Annotated in this window: 19 protein-coding genes; 16 read left to right on the top strand and 3 right to left on the bottom strand. The window is 25.5% G+C overall.

Annotated features, from left to right (window positions below):
• Nucleotides 1-337 precede the first annotated feature (337 nt).
• The 11 genes from HMPREF1092_RS14660 (at nt 338) to atpC (ending at nt 9426) form a co-directional block, all read left to right on the top strand.
• A complete protein-coding gene (locus tag HMPREF1092_RS14660) occupies nt 338-1183 on the top strand; it encodes a metallophosphoesterase (RefSeq protein ID WP_002599456.1) in 846 nt (281 codons plus the stop codon).
• Nucleotides 1184-1270: 87 nt separating this feature from the next.
• On the top strand, nt 1271-1687 hold the full coding sequence (locus HMPREF1092_RS14655) for a hypothetical protein (protein ID WP_002599455.1): 417 nt from the start codon (nt 1271-1273) through the stop codon (nt 1685-1687).
• Between the two features lie 1123 nt (nt 1688-2810).
• Nucleotides 2811-3491: a F0F1 ATP synthase subunit A gene (locus HMPREF1092_RS14650; protein WP_002599454.1), complete on the top strand. Its 681-nt coding sequence runs from the start codon at nt 2811-2813 to the stop codon at nt 3489-3491.
• 58 nt (nt 3492-3549) lie between these two features.
• Nucleotides 3550-3771, top strand: a complete 222-nt coding sequence (locus tag HMPREF1092_RS14645; RefSeq protein WP_002599453.1) for an ATP synthase subunit c family protein — start codon at nt 3550-3552, stop codon at nt 3769-3771.
• Nucleotides 3772-3863: 92 nt separating this feature from the next.
• Nucleotides 3864-4085: an ATP synthase F0 subunit C gene (gene atpE / locus HMPREF1092_RS14640; protein WP_002599452.1), complete on the top strand. Its 222-nt coding sequence runs from the start codon at nt 3864-3866 to the stop codon at nt 4083-4085.
• A gap of 51 nt (nt 4086-4136) precedes the next feature.
• Nucleotides 4137-4613, top strand: coding sequence for a F0F1 ATP synthase subunit B (locus tag HMPREF1092_RS14635; protein ID WP_002599451.1), 477 nt, complete (start codon nt 4137-4139; stop codon nt 4611-4613).
• A 2-nt stretch (nt 4614-4615) separates the two neighbouring features.
• Nucleotides 4616-5155, top strand: coding sequence for a F0F1 ATP synthase subunit delta (locus tag HMPREF1092_RS14630; RefSeq protein ID WP_002599450.1), 540 nt, complete (start codon nt 4616-4618; stop codon nt 5153-5155).
• 13 nt (nt 5156-5168) lie between these two features.
• Nucleotides 5169-6683 carry a F0F1 ATP synthase subunit alpha gene (gene atpA, locus HMPREF1092_RS14625; RefSeq protein WP_002599449.1) on the top strand — a complete coding sequence of 505 codons (1515 nt, stop codon included), beginning with the start codon at nt 5169-5171 and terminating at the stop codon, nt 6681-6683.
• A gap of 41 nt (nt 6684-6724) precedes the next feature.
• Nucleotides 6725-7588, top strand: a complete 864-nt coding sequence (gene atpG / locus HMPREF1092_RS14620; RefSeq protein WP_002599448.1) for an ATP synthase F1 subunit gamma — start codon at nt 6725-6727, stop codon at nt 7586-7588.
• A gap of 16 nt (nt 7589-7604) precedes the next feature.
• Nucleotides 7605-8999, top strand: coding sequence for a F0F1 ATP synthase subunit beta (gene atpD / locus HMPREF1092_RS14615; RefSeq protein WP_002599447.1), 1395 nt, complete (start codon nt 7605-7607; stop codon nt 8997-8999).
• A gap of 16 nt (nt 9000-9015) precedes the next feature.
• Nucleotides 9016-9426 carry an ATP synthase F1 subunit epsilon gene (atpC, locus tag HMPREF1092_RS14610; RefSeq protein WP_002599446.1) on the top strand — a complete coding sequence of 137 codons (411 nt, stop codon included), beginning with the start codon at nt 9016-9018 and terminating at the stop codon, nt 9424-9426.
• Nucleotides 9427-9692: 266 nt separating this feature from the next.
• Here the strand turns inward: atpC and HMPREF1092_RS17305 are convergent, their stop codons facing one another.
• The 3 genes from HMPREF1092_RS17305 to HMPREF1092_RS14595 all read right to left on the bottom strand — a co-directional run bounded on the left by HMPREF1092_RS17305 (nt 9693) and on the right by HMPREF1092_RS14595 (nt 11904).
• On the bottom strand, nt 9693-10727 hold the full coding sequence (locus HMPREF1092_RS17305; protein WP_002599445.1) for an alpha-helical endospore appendage domain-containing protein: 1035 nt from the start codon (nt 10725-10727) through the stop codon (nt 9693-9695).
• A 145-nt stretch (nt 10728-10872) separates the two neighbouring features.
• Nucleotides 10873-11196, bottom strand: coding sequence for an alpha-helical endospore appendage domain-containing protein (locus HMPREF1092_RS14600; RefSeq protein WP_002599444.1), 324 nt, complete (start codon nt 11194-11196; stop codon nt 10873-10875).
• Between the two features lie 120 nt (nt 11197-11316).
• Nucleotides 11317-11904, bottom strand: a complete 588-nt coding sequence (locus HMPREF1092_RS14595; protein WP_002599443.1) for a metal-dependent hydrolase — start codon at nt 11902-11904, stop codon at nt 11317-11319.
• A gap of 548 nt (nt 11905-12452) precedes the next feature.
• Here HMPREF1092_RS14595 and HMPREF1092_RS14590 point away from each other — a divergent pair.
• The 5 genes from HMPREF1092_RS14590 to HMPREF1092_RS14570 all read left to right on the top strand — a co-directional run bounded on the left by HMPREF1092_RS14590 (nt 12453) and on the right by HMPREF1092_RS14570 (nt 17744).
• Nucleotides 12453-13130 (top strand): hypothetical protein, encoded by a 678-nt coding sequence (locus HMPREF1092_RS14590; RefSeq protein WP_002599442.1) that lies wholly within the window; start codon nt 12453-12455, stop codon nt 13128-13130.
• 237 nt (nt 13131-13367) lie between these two features.
• Entirely contained in the window at nt 13368-14456 is a 1089-nt protein-coding gene (locus HMPREF1092_RS16640) for a hypothetical protein (RefSeq protein WP_002599441.1), read from the top strand.
• A 493-nt stretch (nt 14457-14949) separates the two neighbouring features.
• On the top strand, nt 14950-15678 hold the full coding sequence (locus tag HMPREF1092_RS14580; protein WP_002599440.1) for a glycerophosphodiester phosphodiesterase: 729 nt from the start codon (nt 14950-14952) through the stop codon (nt 15676-15678).
• 204 nt (nt 15679-15882) lie between these two features.
• Entirely contained in the window at nt 15883-17106 is a 1224-nt protein-coding gene (locus tag HMPREF1092_RS14575) for a hypothetical protein (protein ID WP_040414428.1), read from the top strand.
• 29 nt (nt 17107-17135) lie between these two features.
• Nucleotides 17136-17744 carry a DedA family protein gene (locus HMPREF1092_RS14570; RefSeq protein ID WP_002599438.1) on the top strand — a complete coding sequence of 203 codons (609 nt, stop codon included), beginning with the start codon at nt 17136-17138 and terminating at the stop codon, nt 17742-17744.
• Nucleotides 17745-17823 lie beyond the last annotated feature (79 nt).

The following is a 17823-nucleotide window of genomic DNA, read 5'->3' as shown; positions in this document are numbered from 1 at the left end:
AAAAGGTTAGTCTATAAACTATAGTTGTATAATTTTATTAAATAATTGTATAAGTTTATTAGTAGTATTAAATTTAATTTTTAAAATTATATAAAAATATTAAAATTAAATATTGCTAATAAGAGCTAAAAAATATAAAACACTTACGAAAATTAAATAGTAAGTGTTTTTAATTTAAATATTTACTAATTAATATAAAATCTATATTAAGATAAAATATTAAAAAAATTCAACTATAGGTAATATTGAGAAAATAATTAATAAAAATATAAGTATAAGGGGAAAATTTAGTATTATAATAGATGTAATATTTTATTCGCTAAGGAGTATTAGTTATATGGAAAACTTCATTATAGCTATAATAGTAGTAATATTAATTATAGCTTTTTGTTATTATGAAAATAACTGTTTAAAGACAACAAGATTAAAAGTAAAATTAGATACAAAAAATAAAATAAAAATTGTTCAACTTTCAGATCTTCATAGCAAAAACTTTGGAAAAGACAATAAAGTATTAGAAAATAAAATAAGAAAATTAAATCCAGATTTAATTTTAGCAACTGGAGATATAATAGATTCAAATTTAAAAAATTTAGATAATATATTAGATTTTATTATAAGGTTAAATAAAAGTATTAAAGTAGTTTATATTCCAGGTAACAATGAAAATAGATGCAAGAAACTAGAATATATTATAGATACATTAAAAGAAAATGGAGTAATTGCATTAAGAAATGAAATAACAGATATAAACATAAAAGGAGAAGAAATAAATATTCTTGGACTTGCAGAAAATATAAAAGGGAAAAGAGAAACTGGGTTTAAAAGAATAAAGGAAACTTATCATCATCATGCAACAGAAGGATTATTTAAAGAATTTGAAAAAAGAAAAGGATTAAAGTTAGTTTTAAGTCATTATCCGGAAAAATTTAAAGGCGATGGAAGATATTGTGATTATGACTTCGACTTAATGTTTTCAGGCCATGCTCATGGAGGTCAATTTATTCTTCCTTTTGTAGGAGGTTTATTTGCACCAGGACAAGGAGCTTTTCCTAAATATTACGGTGGAATGTATGATGGAGAACACAATAAGTTAATAGTTAGTAGAGGTCTTGGAAATAGTGGTTTTCCATTAAGACTTTTTAATAGACCAGATGTTGTATATTTAGAAATATATAATTAATTTAGATAAATTCTATTAAGTAAAATAAACAAATTTTTTTATGTGAGAATAGTATATATCATAATAAAATAAGTAGAGTGATATATAATGTTTAACAAACTAAAAAGAAATATTCAAAAATTATATAGTGCATTTTTAAAGACATATTCTAGTACTAGGTTTTTGATTATAATATTTGGAATATGTCTAATATTAATTTCAATATCAGTTTTTTTTGATATAAATCAAAATGAGGGATTAATTACTATAAGAACTATATTTGCTTCTATAATTGGATTTTTAATAGAAATATCTAGTAGTAAAGTAATTTGTAATGATAGAACAACAATAATAAGAAATTATATTGTAGGTTCAGTATCACTTTTAATAGTTTTTATTTTAATACTAGATATTATATATTATGTTTCACCTATAAATCCATCATTAATGCTATTAAGAAATACATTATTTTCTTGTGTAGGATTTTTAATAAGTTGTAGTAAATACTGCGAATCAGATCATTGATAATAAAAAGGCTTTTCTAATTGAAGAGTCTTTTTTGTAATTTTAATAAATAAAATTTCTAAAATTAACTTCTGAGAGAAATATAAGAAAATAAAAGGTTAATAAAATCAAAAATAAAATTAAAAATTTCTATTTGAAAATAAATAGATAAATCAAAAAATATATTTTTAGGAAAAAAATATAAAGTTTTTAATCAAAGTAAAAAAAAGTATCGAATGTAAACGAATCCAAAAAATTTTTTGAAATTTTTTGAGAAAATAGTGGGTATAAATATGCAATGAGTATTTTTCTATAATTCAAAAAAAATTACTTTACGTAATTTTTTCGTAAGAATTTTACTATTAGAAAATTAAAATAAATTGTTAAGTGGAAATTTAAAATTGAACTAAAAAAAAATAGATAAAATTATAAAATAAAATTTAAAAAAGCATAATTAAACAAATTAATAGTTAAAAGCATTTTTGTTAAATGAAATATATTTAAGTAGCTTAAAAATAAAATTAAATTTAAAAAATGGGGTCTAAATATGAAAGTTTCTCATTGTAACTAAAAGATTACATTTTTAAATATAACTTAATTATAATTTCAAAAAAAACATATTATCGAAATTTTCTGAAAATAGAACAATGTAATTTAATGTCATTCAAAATAAAAAAATAAAAGGATAAAAAAGTTGAAAATGGGAGTAAACTGAAGAAAATAGGTAATAATTTCTTTTGATAATAAAAAATGATATAAAATTAATGAAAAATAGGTTATTTTAAAGTTTAAATTTTGAAAATAATAGTTATATAATGAATTCATAAGGTGGTTCGCAAATATTTCCTTTATTAATAATGAAATATGAACGAAGACAGTTTATATAAACAATATTAAGTAAAAAAATTATTAAATGCTTTATTAGTAAAATAATGGAGAGTTGAATAAATATATCTTCTATAAGAATAAGTATTCAACTATATACATTATATAGAAAGCTTTAAAGTACTAAAATTTTTTTACATAGTATTGTCGAATTTTGTAACTTATAAAATAAGATTACATTTAAAGAAAAAAATGTGGGAAATTCTTTTTATAGTAATCTTATTAAAAATTAAATAAAGTTTTAAGGAGGTGATTGTATATGAATGTATTTGCACCTTTGTTTACAGTACACATATTTGGATTTGCTATTGATTCAGATATTGTTACTCAATGGGGAGTAATGGTTGTCTTAATAATAGTAGGATTCATATTAACTAGAAAGTTAAGTGTGGACAAGCCAAGTAAATTACAAGTAGGAATTGAAATGGCTTACGATATGGTTGCAGGTCTTGTATCAGACAATATGGGAGAAGGATATGAAGGTTATGTCGCTTTTGTTGGAACTTTAGGTATTTATTTAGGTATATTAAACCTTTGCGGCCTTATAGGTTTTGGACCTCCAACTAGAAACTTAAGCGTAGTTGTTGGATTTACACTTATTACTTTCTTCTTAATTCATTACAATGCTATTAAGAGAAAAGGAATAGGAGGATATTTAGGATCATATGCACAACCTTATGCAGCTATGATTCCAATCAACATAATGGAAGCTATAGTATTCCCATTATCACTTGCATTACGTTTATTTGGTAATATGCTTGCAGCAGCAATAGTTATGTCTCTTGTTTATATTGGATTAGGACACATAAGTATGTTTGCTCAATTTGCTATACCAGTTCTCCCACACTCATTCTTTGATTTATTCGATGGAATAATTCAAACAATAATTTTTGTAATGTTAACTATCATTACAATAAAAATTCAAGCAGATAATCATTAGTAATTATTAACTAATGAAAGTAACAGAAAACTTTATAGTTTATAAGGAGGCGTAAATCATGAATGGATTAGCAATGATAGCAGCAGGTATAGCTGTTATGGCAGGTATTGGAGGAGGTATTGGTACTGGTATTGCAACATCAGCTGCAATAAAAGCTACTGTTAAACAACCAAAAGCTGCTGGAAAAATACAAGGTATATTTATTATGGCAACAGGACTTTGTGGTGCAACAGCAATATACGGATTTATTATTTCAATAATAATTATGTTCGTAAAATAAAACTAATAAATAAAAAAATTAGATTTATATATGTATAAAAATAAAAATAAGTAATTAAACGGAATGAGTTCAGTATAAAGGAGGATAAAATCATGGAACTAGGAACAATATTAGGAGCTGGTTTTGCAGCTGTAACAGCTTTAGGAGCTGGTATTGGTATAGGTATTGCAGCTAAAGGTGCTGTAGAAGGATTAGCTAGACGTCCAGAAATGAGCGGTAAAATACAAAGTATGTTTATACTTGGAGCAGGTCTTGCAGAAGCAACAGCTATTTATGGTCTTGTTGTAGCGATAATTCTATTATTCGCAAAATAATATGTATATTTTAATAAAATTAATAACCTTTGAAAGGAGGTTAGATTTGGGATGCACATTGAAATAAGTCAAGTATGTATGACTATAATTAACTTTATAATTTTACTTTTAATATTAAGACATTTCTTTTGGGATAAGTTCAAAGCAACTATTGATGAAAGACAAAAAGGTATCTTAAATAAAATAACTTCTGCTGATAATAAGGTTAAAGAAGCAGAAGAGCTAAGATTTAAAAATGAAGAACTTTTAAAAGCAGCTAATGAAGAAGGGAAAAAAATTACTGAGGCAAGAAAGAAACAAGCTGAAAAAATCTATAATGAAATTGTTGAAGGCGCAAGAGCTGAATCTGAATCAATCAGAAATAAAGCTTCTCTAGAAATAGTTAGAGAAAGAGAAAAAGCAGAGTTCGAAATTAAAGAACAAGTTATTAGTTTAGCTATAGCTGTTTCTAAAAAAGCTTTAAATGAATCTTTAAATGAAGAAGAGCACAGAAAATTAATTAATAGCTTTATAGATGAGGTTGTATAAGCATGTATGAATTTTTAGATAAAAGATACGCATTAGCCTTATACAAAATAGCAGAGGAAAAGAACAAAGTAGAAGAATATCTACAAGTTTTACGTGAAATCTGTGACATTATAGATAATAATAAGGAGCTTCACGAAATTGTGGAGCACCCTCAAATTAGCACAAATGAAAAGAAGGCTATTTTTGATAGAATTTTCAGAGGGAAAATAGATGATGAAATATTAGCCTTTCTAAAACTTCTTATAGATAAAGGAAGAATACTTTATCTAAGAGAAAAATTAAATCAAATGGAAAAAATACATTTAAATGAATTAAACACAATAGAAGGTGTTGTAAAAAGTGTTATTCCATTAACAGATGAAGAGTATAAAAGATTATTGGACAAATTAGAAAAAAAATATAATAAGCACATTATATTAGAAAGACAAATTGATAAAAGCTTAATAGGTGGTCTTTATGTAAGAGTTGAAAATGAAGTTATAGATGGTTCTATAAAATCTAAATATGAAGACATGAGATTATTAATGCTTAATAAGAAATAAAGGTGGTGAGCCCATGCATATAAAACCAGAAGAAATAACTTCTATAATTAAAGAAGAAGTTGAAAAATATCAAAAAAATTTAGAAACAGTAGACTCAGGTACAATCATTCAAATAGGTGATGGAGTTGCTACAGTTTATGGATTAGATAATTGTGTTGAGGGTGAATTATTACAATTCCCAAACGGAGTATTTGGAATGGCTCTTAACTTAGAGCTAGATAGTGTTGGATGTGTTCTTTTAGGATCTGAAGATGGAATAAAAGAAGGCGATATTGTAACTAGAACTGGTAAAGTTGTTGAGGTTCCAGTTGGAGATGCACTTATTGGAAGAGTAGTTAACTCATTAGGACAACCAATAGATGGAAAAGGACCTATAAAAAATGATGGATTTAGAGCAATAGAAATGCCAGCACCATCAATTATAGACAGAAGTTCAGTTAATGAACCATTACAAACAGGGATAAAAGCAATTGATTCAATGATTCCAATTGGTAAGGGACAAAGGGAATTAATCATTGGAGATAGACAAACAGGTAAAACTGCTATAGCGATTGATACTATTATAAATCAAAAAGGAAAAGACGTTATTTGTATATATGTTGCTATCGGACAAAAACAATCAACAGTTGCAAATATAGTTAATACATTAACTGAAGAAGGAGCTATGGACTATAGTGTAGTTGTTGCAGCTACAGCATCAGATAGTGCTCCACTTCAATATATTGCACCTTATTCAGGATGTTCAATGGCTGAATATTTTATGTATAAAGGAAAAGATGTTCTTATAATTTATGATGACCTTTCTAAACATGCTGTTGCATATAGAACAATGGCACTATTACTTAGAAGAGCACCAGGAAGAGAAGCTTATCCAGGAGATGTTTTCTATATTCATTCAAGACTTCTAGAAAGAGCGGCAAAATTATCAGAAGAACTTGGAAAAGGTTCAATTACAGCACTTCCTATAATTGAAACATTAGCAGGGGATGTTACTGCATATATTCCAACAAATGTTATTTCAATTACAGATGGGCAAATATTCCTTGAATCAGAATTATTTAATGCAGGTCAAAGACCAGCAGTTAATGCTGGTATATCAGTATCAAGGGTTGGTGGTAATGCTCAAATTAAAGCTATGAAACAAGTAACAGGTACTTTAAGACTAGAACTTGCACAATATAGAGAACTTGCAGCATTCGCACAATTTGGATCTGATCTTGATAGAGATACTCAAAGAAGACTTGAAAAAGGTAAGAGATTAGTTGAAATATTAAAACAAGATCAATATAAACCAATGTCAGTTGAGCATCAAGTATTCATGTTCTACGTTGCAGTTAATGACTTTTTATCAGATATTCCATTAGGAGATATTAAAAGATTTGAATCTGAATTTTTAAGTTATATTGATGAAAAAGAATATAACTTAGTTCAATCATTAAAAGATGAAAAGAAATTCACTGATAAACTAAAAGAAGAACTCGAAGAAGCAATAAATACATTCAAAAAGAGTTTTGAAAAAACAGCATAGCTTTAAGCTATGCACTCTTTTGAAGAGTAGGAGGTGAAAATATGCCAGCAGCTGGGTTATTAGATATAAAAAGAAGAATCAAAAGTGTTGAAAGTACACAAAAGATTACCAAAGCCATGGCACTTGTATCAACAGCAAAACTTAGAAAAGCCAGAGCAAGTCTTGATAATAATAATCTATATTTTACTAGAATAGAAACTATTAAAAGAGATATTTTTAGATTAGCAGATGAATTTAAAGATAATGAATTTGTTCGTGAAAATGATAATGAAAAAAAATTGTATGTTATATTTGCATCAAATTCAGGACTTTGTGGAGGATTTAATGGAAGTGGAGCTGTTTATTTAAGTGATAAATATCCTGAATCAGAAAGAGCTAATATTAAAACATTAGTAATTGGTGAAAAAGGTGTATCTTATGCTAAAAAATATGGCTTTGATGTTGTAGATAAAGTTATAAATATAAAAGATGGTATATCAATTAAAGATGCTAGACATTTGGCAGTTGATTTAATGAATATGTATTCTAAAGGTGAATATGGCTCAATTAGTTTTGTGTATACAAAATATAAGTCACCAGTACAACAAGATGTTGTTGATGAAGTAATACTTCCTTTTAAAGGAGAAACTTTTGCAGAAGAGGATACTGAGGTATATAGTTCAGAAATATCACCAGATGAGCTTGTAGAGAATTTTGTTTATAGATATATGGAAGGAAAAATAATTAATACTATTTATCATTCACAAACTAGTGAACAAAATGCTAGAATGCAGGCTATGGACGGAGCAACTAAGAATGCTGATGATATTTTAGATAGTTTAAATACTAAGTATAACAGAATTAGACAAGGTGCTATTACTCAAGAAATTTCAGAAATTGTTGGTGGAGCTGAAGCACAGAAATAGTTAGGAGGGAACGGTTATGCCTAATAATATAGGAAAAGTAGTTCAAGTTATTGGACCAGTAGTAGATATAAAATTTGAATCTAATAATCTTCCTAATATGTATAATGCTATACATATTAAAAATGGAGAAGAAATATTAGTATGTGAAGTTGAACAACACATTGGTGATGATATTGTAAGAACAATTGCAATGGAATCAACAGAAGGATTAAAAAGAGGAATGGAAGCAGAAGATACAGGAAAAGCAATTACAGTTCCTGTAGGAGAAGCTGTTTTAGGTAGATTATTTAATGTTTTAGGAAATGCAATGGATAACAAAGGACCAGTTAATGCTGATTTATATTATCCAATTCATAGACCTGCCCCAACATTTGAAGAACAATCAGTTGTTCCTGAAATGTTTGAGACAGGAATAAAGGTAATAGACCTTATAGCACCATACCAAAGAGGTGGTAAAATTGGACTATTTGGAGGTGCCGGTGTTGGAAAAACAGTTCTTATTCAAGAACTTATAAATAATATAGCTAAAGAACATGGTGGACTTTCAGTTTTCACAGGTGTTGGAGAAAGATCAAGAGAAGGTAATGATTTACTTGGTGAAATGACAGAATCAGGAGTTATTTCAAAAACAGCTCTAGTATTCGGACAAATGAATGAACCACCAGGAGCAAGAATGAGAGTTGCTTTAACAGGACTTACTATAGCTGAATCTTTCAGAGATAAAGGACAAGATGTGTTATTATTTATAGATAATATATTTAGATATTCACAAGCAGGTTCTGAAGTTTCTGCCTTACTAGGAAGAATACCTTCAGCTGTTGGTTATCAACCAACTCTAGCTACTGAAATGGGTGCTTTACAAGAAAGAATTACTTCAACTAAAAATGGTTCAATCACTTCAGTTCAAGCAGTATATGTACCAGCAGATGACTTAACTGACCCAGCTCCAGCTACAACATTTACTCATCTTGATGCTCAAACAGTTTTATCAAGAAGTGTTGCTGAAAAAGGTATTTATCCAGCTGTTGATCCACTAGATTCTTCATCAAGAATTCTAGATCCAAGAGTTGTAGGTAAAGAACATTATGAAGTTGCATCAAAAGTAAAAACAATCTTAGAAAGATATAAAGAACTTCAAGATATCATAGCTATATTAGGGGTTGATGAATTATCAGATGAAGATAAAATGGTTGTATCAAGAGCAAGAAAAGTTGAAAAATTCTTATCACAACCTTTCACTGTTGCAGAACAATTTACAGGTATGAAAGGAAGATATGTTCCAATTAAAGATACAATAAAAGGATTTAAAGAAATCTTAGAAGGAAAACATGATAATTTACCAGAATCAGCATTCTTATTTGTTGGAAGCATTGAAGAGGCAATAGAAAAAGCTAAGAGTATGGCAGAGTAGTAAAGGAGTGATTTAAATGGATAATTTTAATCTATTAGTTATAACTCCTCATAAAAAGATTTTTGAAGGAGAAGCAAGTAAAATAGCATGTAAAAACTTAGCTGGAGAATTTTCTATACTTGCAAATCACGAAAATTATATTACTACTACAGTTCCAGGAAAATTAATTATAGTTTCAGGAAATAACGAAGAAAAAGATTATTTTGCTTCAGGAGGAGTTCTTGAAGTAAAAGATGGGGCGGTAACTCTTTGTGTTGATACAGTTGAAACTAGAGAAGAAATTGATGTTATGAGAGCTAAATTAGCTAAAGAAAAAACAGAGAAGAAATTAGAAAATGAAATAGATAGCAGAATTGAAGATATGCGAACTAAACTTGCACTTAGCAGAGCAATAGAAAGAATTGAATTTGCAAAAGATAAAAAATAAGATTTGTAAATAAAAGAGGGCTTTTAAAATAAAAATTGGGGATATTTCAAAATAAGTTTTGAGATTAATCTAATGAAAATCCACTAGAATAACTAGTGGATTTTATTTATTTACAAATACTTGTAAAAATATTTTTTAATGAGGAATAAGTTTAATCTAAAGTAAAAAAAATTATGTTAACTAAAAATAAGAACCTATTTAATAGACTAGAATTTATTAAAAATCTATTTAATAGGTTCTTGTTTAATGAAGTATTCATTTTTATTTTAAACTTCGTTATCATTATGGGCTTCACAATGATGTTCGTCATCACATTTATTATTACATTCATCAAAACATTGATTATTAACTAATTCTTTAAGAGAAGAAAGCTTATCAGAAAGATGTATTTCTAAATTAGTTACTTTAGTTATAGTTTTTTCAATTGAATTATTTAACTCTATTAGTTCATAAACATAATTTGCACATGATATTCCTTTTTGTAATTTTTCACCTTCAGCATTTAATATATGAGATAAAGCAGTTTCTATTAAAGCTATAGATTCAATAGCATTATTTATAGCATTACGATTTTTTAGGCAGTCATATTTTGAATTGTCAGTATTGCAATTATCATCACAATCAGATTTATCTTTTAATTTTACAGATAGAGTAATTAAGTGCTCAATATTTTTACAATCAATAGCCAATATGTTTATGCAAATTTCAGTTTTTTTATTATATGCACAAATAATTGCTTTATATCTGAAATTTTTAGGTAATTTACATATAGGTAAAGACCTGTGCCTTTCAGTTATATTTAAAGTGAAATAATTTTTATTTCTAGAAAGACTTAAAATAAAGTTTTCTATTGAATATATAGAGTAAGGATTAAATTTTTCATTACGACAAAGTTTAATTAAAGTCATGTTATTAATATATAATTTAAACATATAATCATAATTAGATAAGACTAGACATTTATTACATTTATCATATGAAAGAGATTTAATAACTTTTAGGTCTTCTGCACTATTACATATATCAATACATTCTAGCTCATTAAAATTTAAATCAAGCTTAAAAATTGAATTTTTATAATTTAAAGCAGTTGCATAAAAGCATTTTTCATCACTGTCATATGTTATCTTTGAATATGATTTGTCTGTAGTTAAATAATCAATTTTATTGCAAAAAAGTTTTATAATGACTTTTGTATCTGTTGTAAAATAAATAGAATCTTCTGTACAAATGCCATCTATAAGACACAGGTTTTTCTTTAATTTAAAATTTTCAATGGATTTTATTTTAAACAAAGTCATACAGTATTTCCTTTAAATTTTTTATTATATAATATGTTTAAATTTTTAGAATGTGTGTGTTTGTAAATGTCTTATAAAATATACTGATAAAAAGCGACTTAAATTTTATTTAAGTCGCTTTTTATTAATATCTATCTATATAAAATTAACATCCGCATCTGTAAGAAACTAATGATAATTTCTTTTGTAAAATTATTTCTAAAGATGTAATTGCATTAATTACAGATTCTACAGATTTATTTATTTGAAGAAGTTCTTCAGGATCTTTAGCTATAAGACATGATGGTGGACAGTGTCTATCAATAGCTTGTGGACAATGATGTAATGTTCCAACAACAGCTTGTATTTTCTCACCTTCAGCATTAAGTATATGACTTAAAGCAGCTTCCATTAATGCAATAGATTCAATTACATCAGTTATTGCTTCTTCCTTTTTTATTCCACTAGATTTTATACAAGGCATTCCCATGGTGTTATCCTCCGTTAAATTATATTTTTTATATTAATATAGTATGCTTTTAATTTAAATTGTTGTATTTTTTTAAAATAAAAACTTGTCCAAAACAATATAAATGTTTTAGACAAGTTTTTAATGCTTAATTTTGTCCATTATTAATTTAAATAAATCAATATGGAAATATCTAATTGATATAAGATAAACATTGTATATTAAGAATATAGCAATGATTAACTTTAAAAATTTATGGAAGGTTTTTTCGCCCTTTGAACCTGTCTTTATATTGAAAAAACGAATATTGGCTCTAAATGGGAAAAATAGTTCTATACCTTCTTTTGTAAGCAAATCTAATACTAAGTGGGAGATATATCCTACTAAAAATCCACCACAAATAGATATTACTACTATATTTTCATGACTTATAAATGATAATGCTAAAGCTATTACATAAAGAATAGATAAAAAAATAAAACTATGAGTTAATCCTCTATGTTTACACTTTTTAAAGGCCTTAGATAAAAGAGGATATCTTTTAGAAATATAAGAACCTTTCATATCAATATCAGGAAAAACAGAACCAAGATTTGCAAAGTGAAAAAACAATGCTATTAAAAGTATTTGGTAAAGAATCTCATATCCATTTATGTAGCAACTTATAAATATATTTAAAGTTATAAGTGCAAATAAAAAACCTCCTGATGAGTGGGTATTCTTCGTCATTTGTACTCCTTATTTTGTTATGTATAATAAGTACATTATATATGAATATTAAGAAATAAGGAATTACGTAATTATGAAATTTTGAAAAAATAAAGAGAAAGCATAAAGCTTTCTCTAAAATAAAGTATAAGTATATTTTATATTTAATGTAAAGGAAATTAAGAATGTCTATTAATAATGCCTTTAAAGCTAATATCGAATAGTAGTAATCTCAATATTTTAAGTGTTATTATGTCTGTTAGTATATATAAAAATGTAAATAATAGTGTGGCTAGTACTTCGTTTATTAGTTGATTGGTTGCTATATATACTTTAAATTATGGCATTAATTATAGGTTATTTTACTTATACTTTATAATCAAAATTATGAATAAATATTTTTACAATTATATAATTCCACAAAAAACCAAAAATTCCTTTATTTTATAAGAAAATTTTAAAAATATTTTTTTTATAGATTATTAAAATAAGTAATATAAAATAAAAAAATTGAAAATACTAACTAATGAGATAGTTCAAAAGAACAAAAATAAATAGGAGGTATTTTTATGAAGAAATTATTAAGCTCAATAGTAGCTACAGGGTTATTATGCTCAGCTCTTGTTGGATGTTGGGGAAATAAAGCAAATCAAACACCAACACCAACTCCAACACCAAACCAAACTCAAAAGCAAGGTGAAGTTAATGACCATGTAAAGAAAGATGTAATAACAGGTGTATTTAATAAAACTTATGTTATAGGAAAAGAAGGAAGCAATGTTTATGGAGAATTAGCAATTGGAAATCCTACTCTAATGCATAAAAAAGATGAAGGTGGAAAATCATACATTGAAGTTATGATTCCATTAAAGCTTACTAATAAAGCTAAAAATGAAGTTCAACCTATGGACTTATTAAATGGTTTAACAATTGACAGCAATTATAATCCATACCAAGACCAATTAAAATTAAGATGCATGGAAACAGGTGCAATTGTAAAAGGTAATACAGACAAAGATAATAAAGAGTATTACTTAGGTGTATTTGATAAAGACCTTAAAAAGGTTGATAATAAACCAATGTTAGCATCAGGTCAAAGTGTTGAAAGTTATTTTAAATACATAGTAACAACAGATGATATAGAAATGGATAAACTTAAAAATGCTAACTTTGACTCACTTACTTTAAATGATTTTGAATTCATTATTAATGCTAAAGATGGTAATGGATATACTATTATAAAATAAAAAATTTATTTACTCTCACTTAATTAGATATATATTTTTTTAAACACCCTAAAGGTAAATACTTTTAGGGTGTTTTTAGTTTAAAATAAAAGTGAAAATTTTGAAATAAATTATTACATAAACGATAAGATAAAAATTTATAGTATGATATTTGAAATTTTGATTATATAAATTTCATATGTAACTTCAGTGAAATTACATAATATGTTAATATAGTGATTAAAAGGGGGAGAAAATATGAAAGATGTAGAATTTTTTAAAATTAAACTTTCTGATAAAGAACATGAAACTATACGCTCTAATTTTGTAGAGCATAAAAAATTTATTAATAAAAACATAGCCATAGCACGTAAAAAATCTAAAGGAACATATTGTAAATATTGTGAAAAAGAAACTAGTAGTTATTGCAATTCACATTCACTTCCAGCATTTTGTTTACGAAATATATCATCAAAAGGGTTAGTTCTATCCATAAATCAGTTAGTTGATTTTCCATTAATGGATTTTGAGAAAGGAGTTAATAAAGCAGGAACTTTTCATTTGATTTGTAGAGAATGTGATAGCAAAATTTTCCGGGAGTATGAAAATCCTGAAGCTTATATAAATAAACCTACCACTAAAATGCTCGCTCAAATTGCTATGAAAAATTGTTTAAGATATATCGGAAAACGTTTAGAAGAAAAATCTATTTTTGAGTTGATAGGAGATCAAAACAAAAATGTTATAGACTTTGTGGACTCTATGCATGAAGTTCAGTCATTAGATTTGGATGAATATGAAAAAGAGTTTAATAAAGCTAAGAAAATTAGTAAAAAAAATTTTGGAGATGAATATTATCTATTTTTCCATGAAAAATTAGATTATGTTGTTCCTATTGCATTTCAAAGTAGTATAGCACTTGTAGTTGATTTAGATAATAATATAATTAATGATATCTATTGTAATGATCCTAATTATAAGATATATGGGCTACATGTGTGCATATTTCCTTTGGAAGACAGTAGTATAATTATGTTATTTATAGATTCGAAGCATCAAAAAAGATATAGGAGCTTCTATAAAAAGTTTAACAGATTATCATTAGACGATAAATTATCTATAATAAATTATATTGTTTTTCTATATTCTGAAGATGTATTTTTATCTAAAGAAATTCCGAATGATATTTTAGAAAATGAAAATTTAATTTCTACTGCACAAACAACATTAATGGCAGTAAACTTTAGTTTTTCAAAAAGTACTACTGAAGCGGCTAAGGAAACATATAATTTAAATAATCATAAAATAATTCCTAATTTATTAAGTGAAAAAAATAAATTAAAGTAAAATATAAGATGTATTAAATCAGTTATTCGATTAATAAAATAAAAAAATATAATAATTAGACTAGAAGTGTATCTAATTTAGTTAAACTTTTAGTCTTTTTTATAAATAATAAAAAATATATATTTGAATGTAGATTTTATTATTTTTTATTTACTTTTCTAAGTTTAAAACTTTAAAAGTATCTTTTAGTTTACTATTTTAAAATATGAATTTATTTAACTTAATTTATTATTGGGGTTAAAATTATCATAGTGATAGTTAATATAATAAGCAATATTATATTACTTTATTACATAAGACTTTTTTAATATTATGTAGGATAGTAATTATCAATTTTTAGTAGCTATAATGCAAATGTTTTTATAGATTCTACTTTTAGTTATCTCATTAGCAATTAAATTTATTAATCAATTGGAATTTAAAATAGTTAATTAAGAGAATTGAATTTAAAGAAATATAGTATATTATAGAACTATATTAAGGAGTGATATAAATGAAAAATATTTTAAATATAGCACATAGAGGAGATTCAGGAGATTTTCCTGAGAACACTATGATTGCCTTTAAAAAAGCATTAGAAAATGGAGCAGATGGAATTGAACTTGATGTTCAACTAAGTAAAGATTTAGAGCTTGTTGTAATTCATGATGAAACTTTAGATAGAACAACTGATGGATTAGGATATGTAAAAGATTATACTTATGAAGAACTTTTAAAATTTGATGCTGGATATAAATTTTCAAAAGAATTTAAAGGTGAAAGTATTCCTAAACTAGAAGATGTATTAAAGCTTTTTGTAAATAATGATTTTATTTTAAATATAGAGCTTAAAAATAGTATTATAAATTATGAAGGATTAGAAGAAAAGGTATATAAATTAATTGAAAAATATAATTTAGAAGATAGAGTAATAGTTTCATCTTTTAATCACTATTCAATTAAAAAATGTATGTCTATAAACAATAAAGTTAAAGTGGGAGCTTTAGTTGATAGTTGTATATTTGAACCCCAAGATTATATAAAGAGTATTGGAGCAGATTGTTATCATCCTGAGTTCAATAGTTTAAATAAAGAAGTTGTAAAAAAGTTAAAAGATAAAAAGATAAAAATAAATACTTACACAGTAAATAAAGAAAAAGATTTAAAAAATATGATTGATTTAGAAGTAGATATGATAATAACAAATTATCCAAAAAAATTAAAAGAATTATTAGAAATGTAAAAAAATAAGTGTTTAATATTTAAAGAGTATAAAAAAAATAAGATTTTATACTCTTTAAATTTTAAATTTTTATTAAAATATAGCTAATTTAATAAATTTATTAACCTTTAATTAAAAAAAGAGAGTATTATATGTTTGTAATTAATATTTTTCTAAAGTTATTAAGGAGGAGTAGAGTATTTGAAATACTCTTAAGTGAGAAATATGTTTTGTAATAAATGCGGAAAAAACATGGGAGATACAAAAGAAACTATTTGTCCTTCATGTAAGAAAAAAGAAGATGATTTAAGAAATGATAAAACCATGTTCATGGATAAAGATGAATATGAGAAAAATTTTGCAAATGAACAAAAAATTGATGAAGATGAAACTGTAATGATGGGCTTTGATAAAGACTTTTTTGAAGATGTTTTAGGAAAAGAAGAATTTGAAAAGGCTCAAGAAAAGTTAAGTCATGAAGCTGAAGAAGATGAGCTAAAAGAAGATGATTTTGAAGAGGATTATGATAATAGAGAAAATGATAAATACTCAAGAAGAAGTGAAAAATTTTCTAAAAAGAAAAAATCAAATTCAAAAACAAAAGAAGATAGAAAAGCTAAAAAAGAAAAAATAAAAAAAGACTTGGATGAAAAAGGAAAGTCTTTTATGAAACGAATAGATATATTTCACATTTTTGATGATGATGATGACGATGATGAATTATATGATGAGAAATTAGATGATGATTTTGAAGACAAATCAGAAAAAGTTGAGAAAAAACCTACTAATACAAAAAGAAAAAGTAGAGTTAAGCCTTTAAAGAAAAAAAGAAAACCAAAAAGGTTAATGAAAAAAATAAAATTAGTTATAACTATAATAATAATATTAATAATAGCCGTAATTGGTTATAATTTAGTAAAGAATAATATAAATTTAATAAAAGGAAAATTAAATAATGTAAATACACCACAAACTAATACTCAAGTAAATACACCACAAAATAATAATACAACAAATAGTAATGAATCTAACACAAATAGCAATACAAATAGTAGTGGAGCAATAAGTGGAAACTCAAATACTGGTTCTAATGCAAGTTCAAATTCAGTAAGTGGCAATAACAATAGTAATGTACCAGTAAAACATAATTCAAATAAAAATCAACAAAATAATACTTTTGTACCTAAAACTGAAACAGAGCAACATTTTAATACAAATACAAGTACAAATGAAAATGATAAACAGCAATCAAATAAAATACCATCTGGCACTACTGAACATTTTAATACAGATAATAAACAAAATGATACAAAGGTTGAGGTTTCAAATACACAAGACAATAAAAATAATGGAACAACAGATTTAAATGAACAAAAGACAACAAATAACGGGGTTAATAATGTAGCTAAATCTTCTGATTCAAAAGATTCTAGCACACAAAATAAATAATAACTATTTAAAGTAAAGGATAGAGATATATGGATTTACAAGAAACGATAAGAACATTTATTATACACTATGGTATGATTAGCGTATTTGTTTTAGTTTTATTAGAATATGCTAGTGTTCCATTACCAAGTGAAGTTGTATTACCTTTTATAGGTATAATAGGGGCTTTACATGGAATCAGCTTTTTTAAGATACTTATTGTATCATTAATAGCAGGATTATTAGGTTCAAGTATTACTTATGCAATTGGATATATATTTGGAATTAAAGTACTTACTTTTGTAGGAAATAAGTTTCCAAGGACGAGAAAAGCAATTGAGGCAAGTTATAAATGGATAGAAAAATATGATAAAGGAGCAACTTTTATTTCAAGATTAGTTCCTGTTGCAAGAACATTTATATCAGTAATTGCTGGTGTTGTAAAAATGAAGCCATTACCTTTTATAGCTTATTCAACAATTGGGATAGTTATATGGAATTCTATACTTATAGGATTAGGATTTTTATTAGGAAATAATACAGCTTTAATAGATACAATTTTACATCGTTATACATTAGTTGTAGGTGGATTTGCAATATTAGTAATAATAGTTTTAGTATTAAAGAACAGAAAAAAATTAATAGAATTATTTAAATAAAATAAAAGAAGCAAGCTTTAAAATACTTTTAAGGCTTGCTTCTTTGATAAATTTGTGTAAAAGACATGCAAAAATAAAT

Origin of the sequence: Clostridium thermobutyricum (assembly GCF_000371465.1) — a bacterium.
Lineage (GTDB): Bacteria > Bacillota > Clostridia > Clostridiales > Clostridiaceae > Clostridium > Clostridium thermobutyricum.
Note: the sequence above shows the minus strand (reverse complement) of the source record. Positions and strands in the feature narration are given on the sequence as shown.

What these genes read in the sequence shown, in the direction of transcription:
- atpE (WP_002599452.1), top strand. Translation starts at nt 3,864, where the DNA reads ATGGAACTAGGAACAATATTAGGAGCTGGTTTTGCAGCTGTAACAGCT.
- HMPREF1092_RS14580 (WP_002599440.1), top strand. Translation starts at nt 14,950, where the DNA reads ATGAAAAATATTTTAAATATAGCACATAGAGGAGATTCAGGAGATTTT.
- atpD (WP_002599447.1), top strand. Translation starts at nt 7,605, where the DNA reads ATGCCTAATAATATAGGAAAAGTAGTTCAAGTTATTGGACCAGTAGTA.
- HMPREF1092_RS14570 (WP_002599438.1), top strand. Translation starts at nt 17,136, where the DNA reads ATGGATTTACAAGAAACGATAAGAACATTTATTATACACTATGGTATG.
- atpA (WP_002599449.1), top strand. Translation starts at nt 5,169, where the DNA reads ATGCATATAAAACCAGAAGAAATAACTTCTATAATTAAAGAAGAAGTT.
- HMPREF1092_RS14655 (WP_002599455.1), top strand. Translation starts at nt 1,271, where the DNA reads ATGTTTAACAAACTAAAAAGAAATATTCAAAAATTATATAGTGCATTT.
- HMPREF1092_RS16640 (WP_002599441.1), top strand. Translation starts at nt 13,368, where the DNA reads ATGAAAGATGTAGAATTTTTTAAAATTAAACTTTCTGATAAAGAACAT.
- HMPREF1092_RS14600 (WP_002599444.1), bottom strand. Translation starts at nt 11,196, where the DNA reads ATGGGAATGCCTTGTATAAAATCTAGTGGAATAAAAAAGGAAGAAGCA.
- HMPREF1092_RS14645 (WP_002599453.1), top strand. Translation starts at nt 3,550, where the DNA reads ATGAATGGATTAGCAATGATAGCAGCAGGTATAGCTGTTATGGCAGGT.
- atpG (WP_002599448.1), top strand. Translation starts at nt 6,725, where the DNA reads ATGCCAGCAGCTGGGTTATTAGATATAAAAAGAAGAATCAAAAGTGTT.
- atpC (WP_002599446.1), top strand. Translation starts at nt 9,016, where the DNA reads ATGGATAATTTTAATCTATTAGTTATAACTCCTCATAAAAAGATTTTT.
- HMPREF1092_RS14650 (WP_002599454.1), top strand. Translation starts at nt 2,811, where the DNA reads ATGAATGTATTTGCACCTTTGTTTACAGTACACATATTTGGATTTGCT.
- HMPREF1092_RS17305 (WP_002599445.1), bottom strand. Translation starts at nt 10,727, where the DNA reads ATGACTTTGTTTAAAATAAAATCCATTGAAAATTTTAAATTAAAGAAA.
- HMPREF1092_RS14575 (WP_040414428.1), top strand. Translation starts at nt 15,883, where the DNA reads ATGTTTTGTAATAAATGCGGAAAAAACATGGGAGATACAAAAGAAACT.
- HMPREF1092_RS14660 (WP_002599456.1), top strand. Translation starts at nt 338, where the DNA reads ATGGAAAACTTCATTATAGCTATAATAGTAGTAATATTAATTATAGCT.
- HMPREF1092_RS14630 (WP_002599450.1), top strand. Translation starts at nt 4,616, where the DNA reads ATGTATGAATTTTTAGATAAAAGATACGCATTAGCCTTATACAAAATA.
- HMPREF1092_RS14590 (WP_002599442.1), top strand. Translation starts at nt 12,453, where the DNA reads ATGAAGAAATTATTAAGCTCAATAGTAGCTACAGGGTTATTATGCTCA.
- HMPREF1092_RS14595 (WP_002599443.1), bottom strand. Translation starts at nt 11,904, where the DNA reads ATGACGAAGAATACCCACTCATCAGGAGGTTTTTTATTTGCACTTATA.
- HMPREF1092_RS14635 (WP_002599451.1), top strand. Translation starts at nt 4,137, where the DNA reads ATGCACATTGAAATAAGTCAAGTATGTATGACTATAATTAACTTTATA.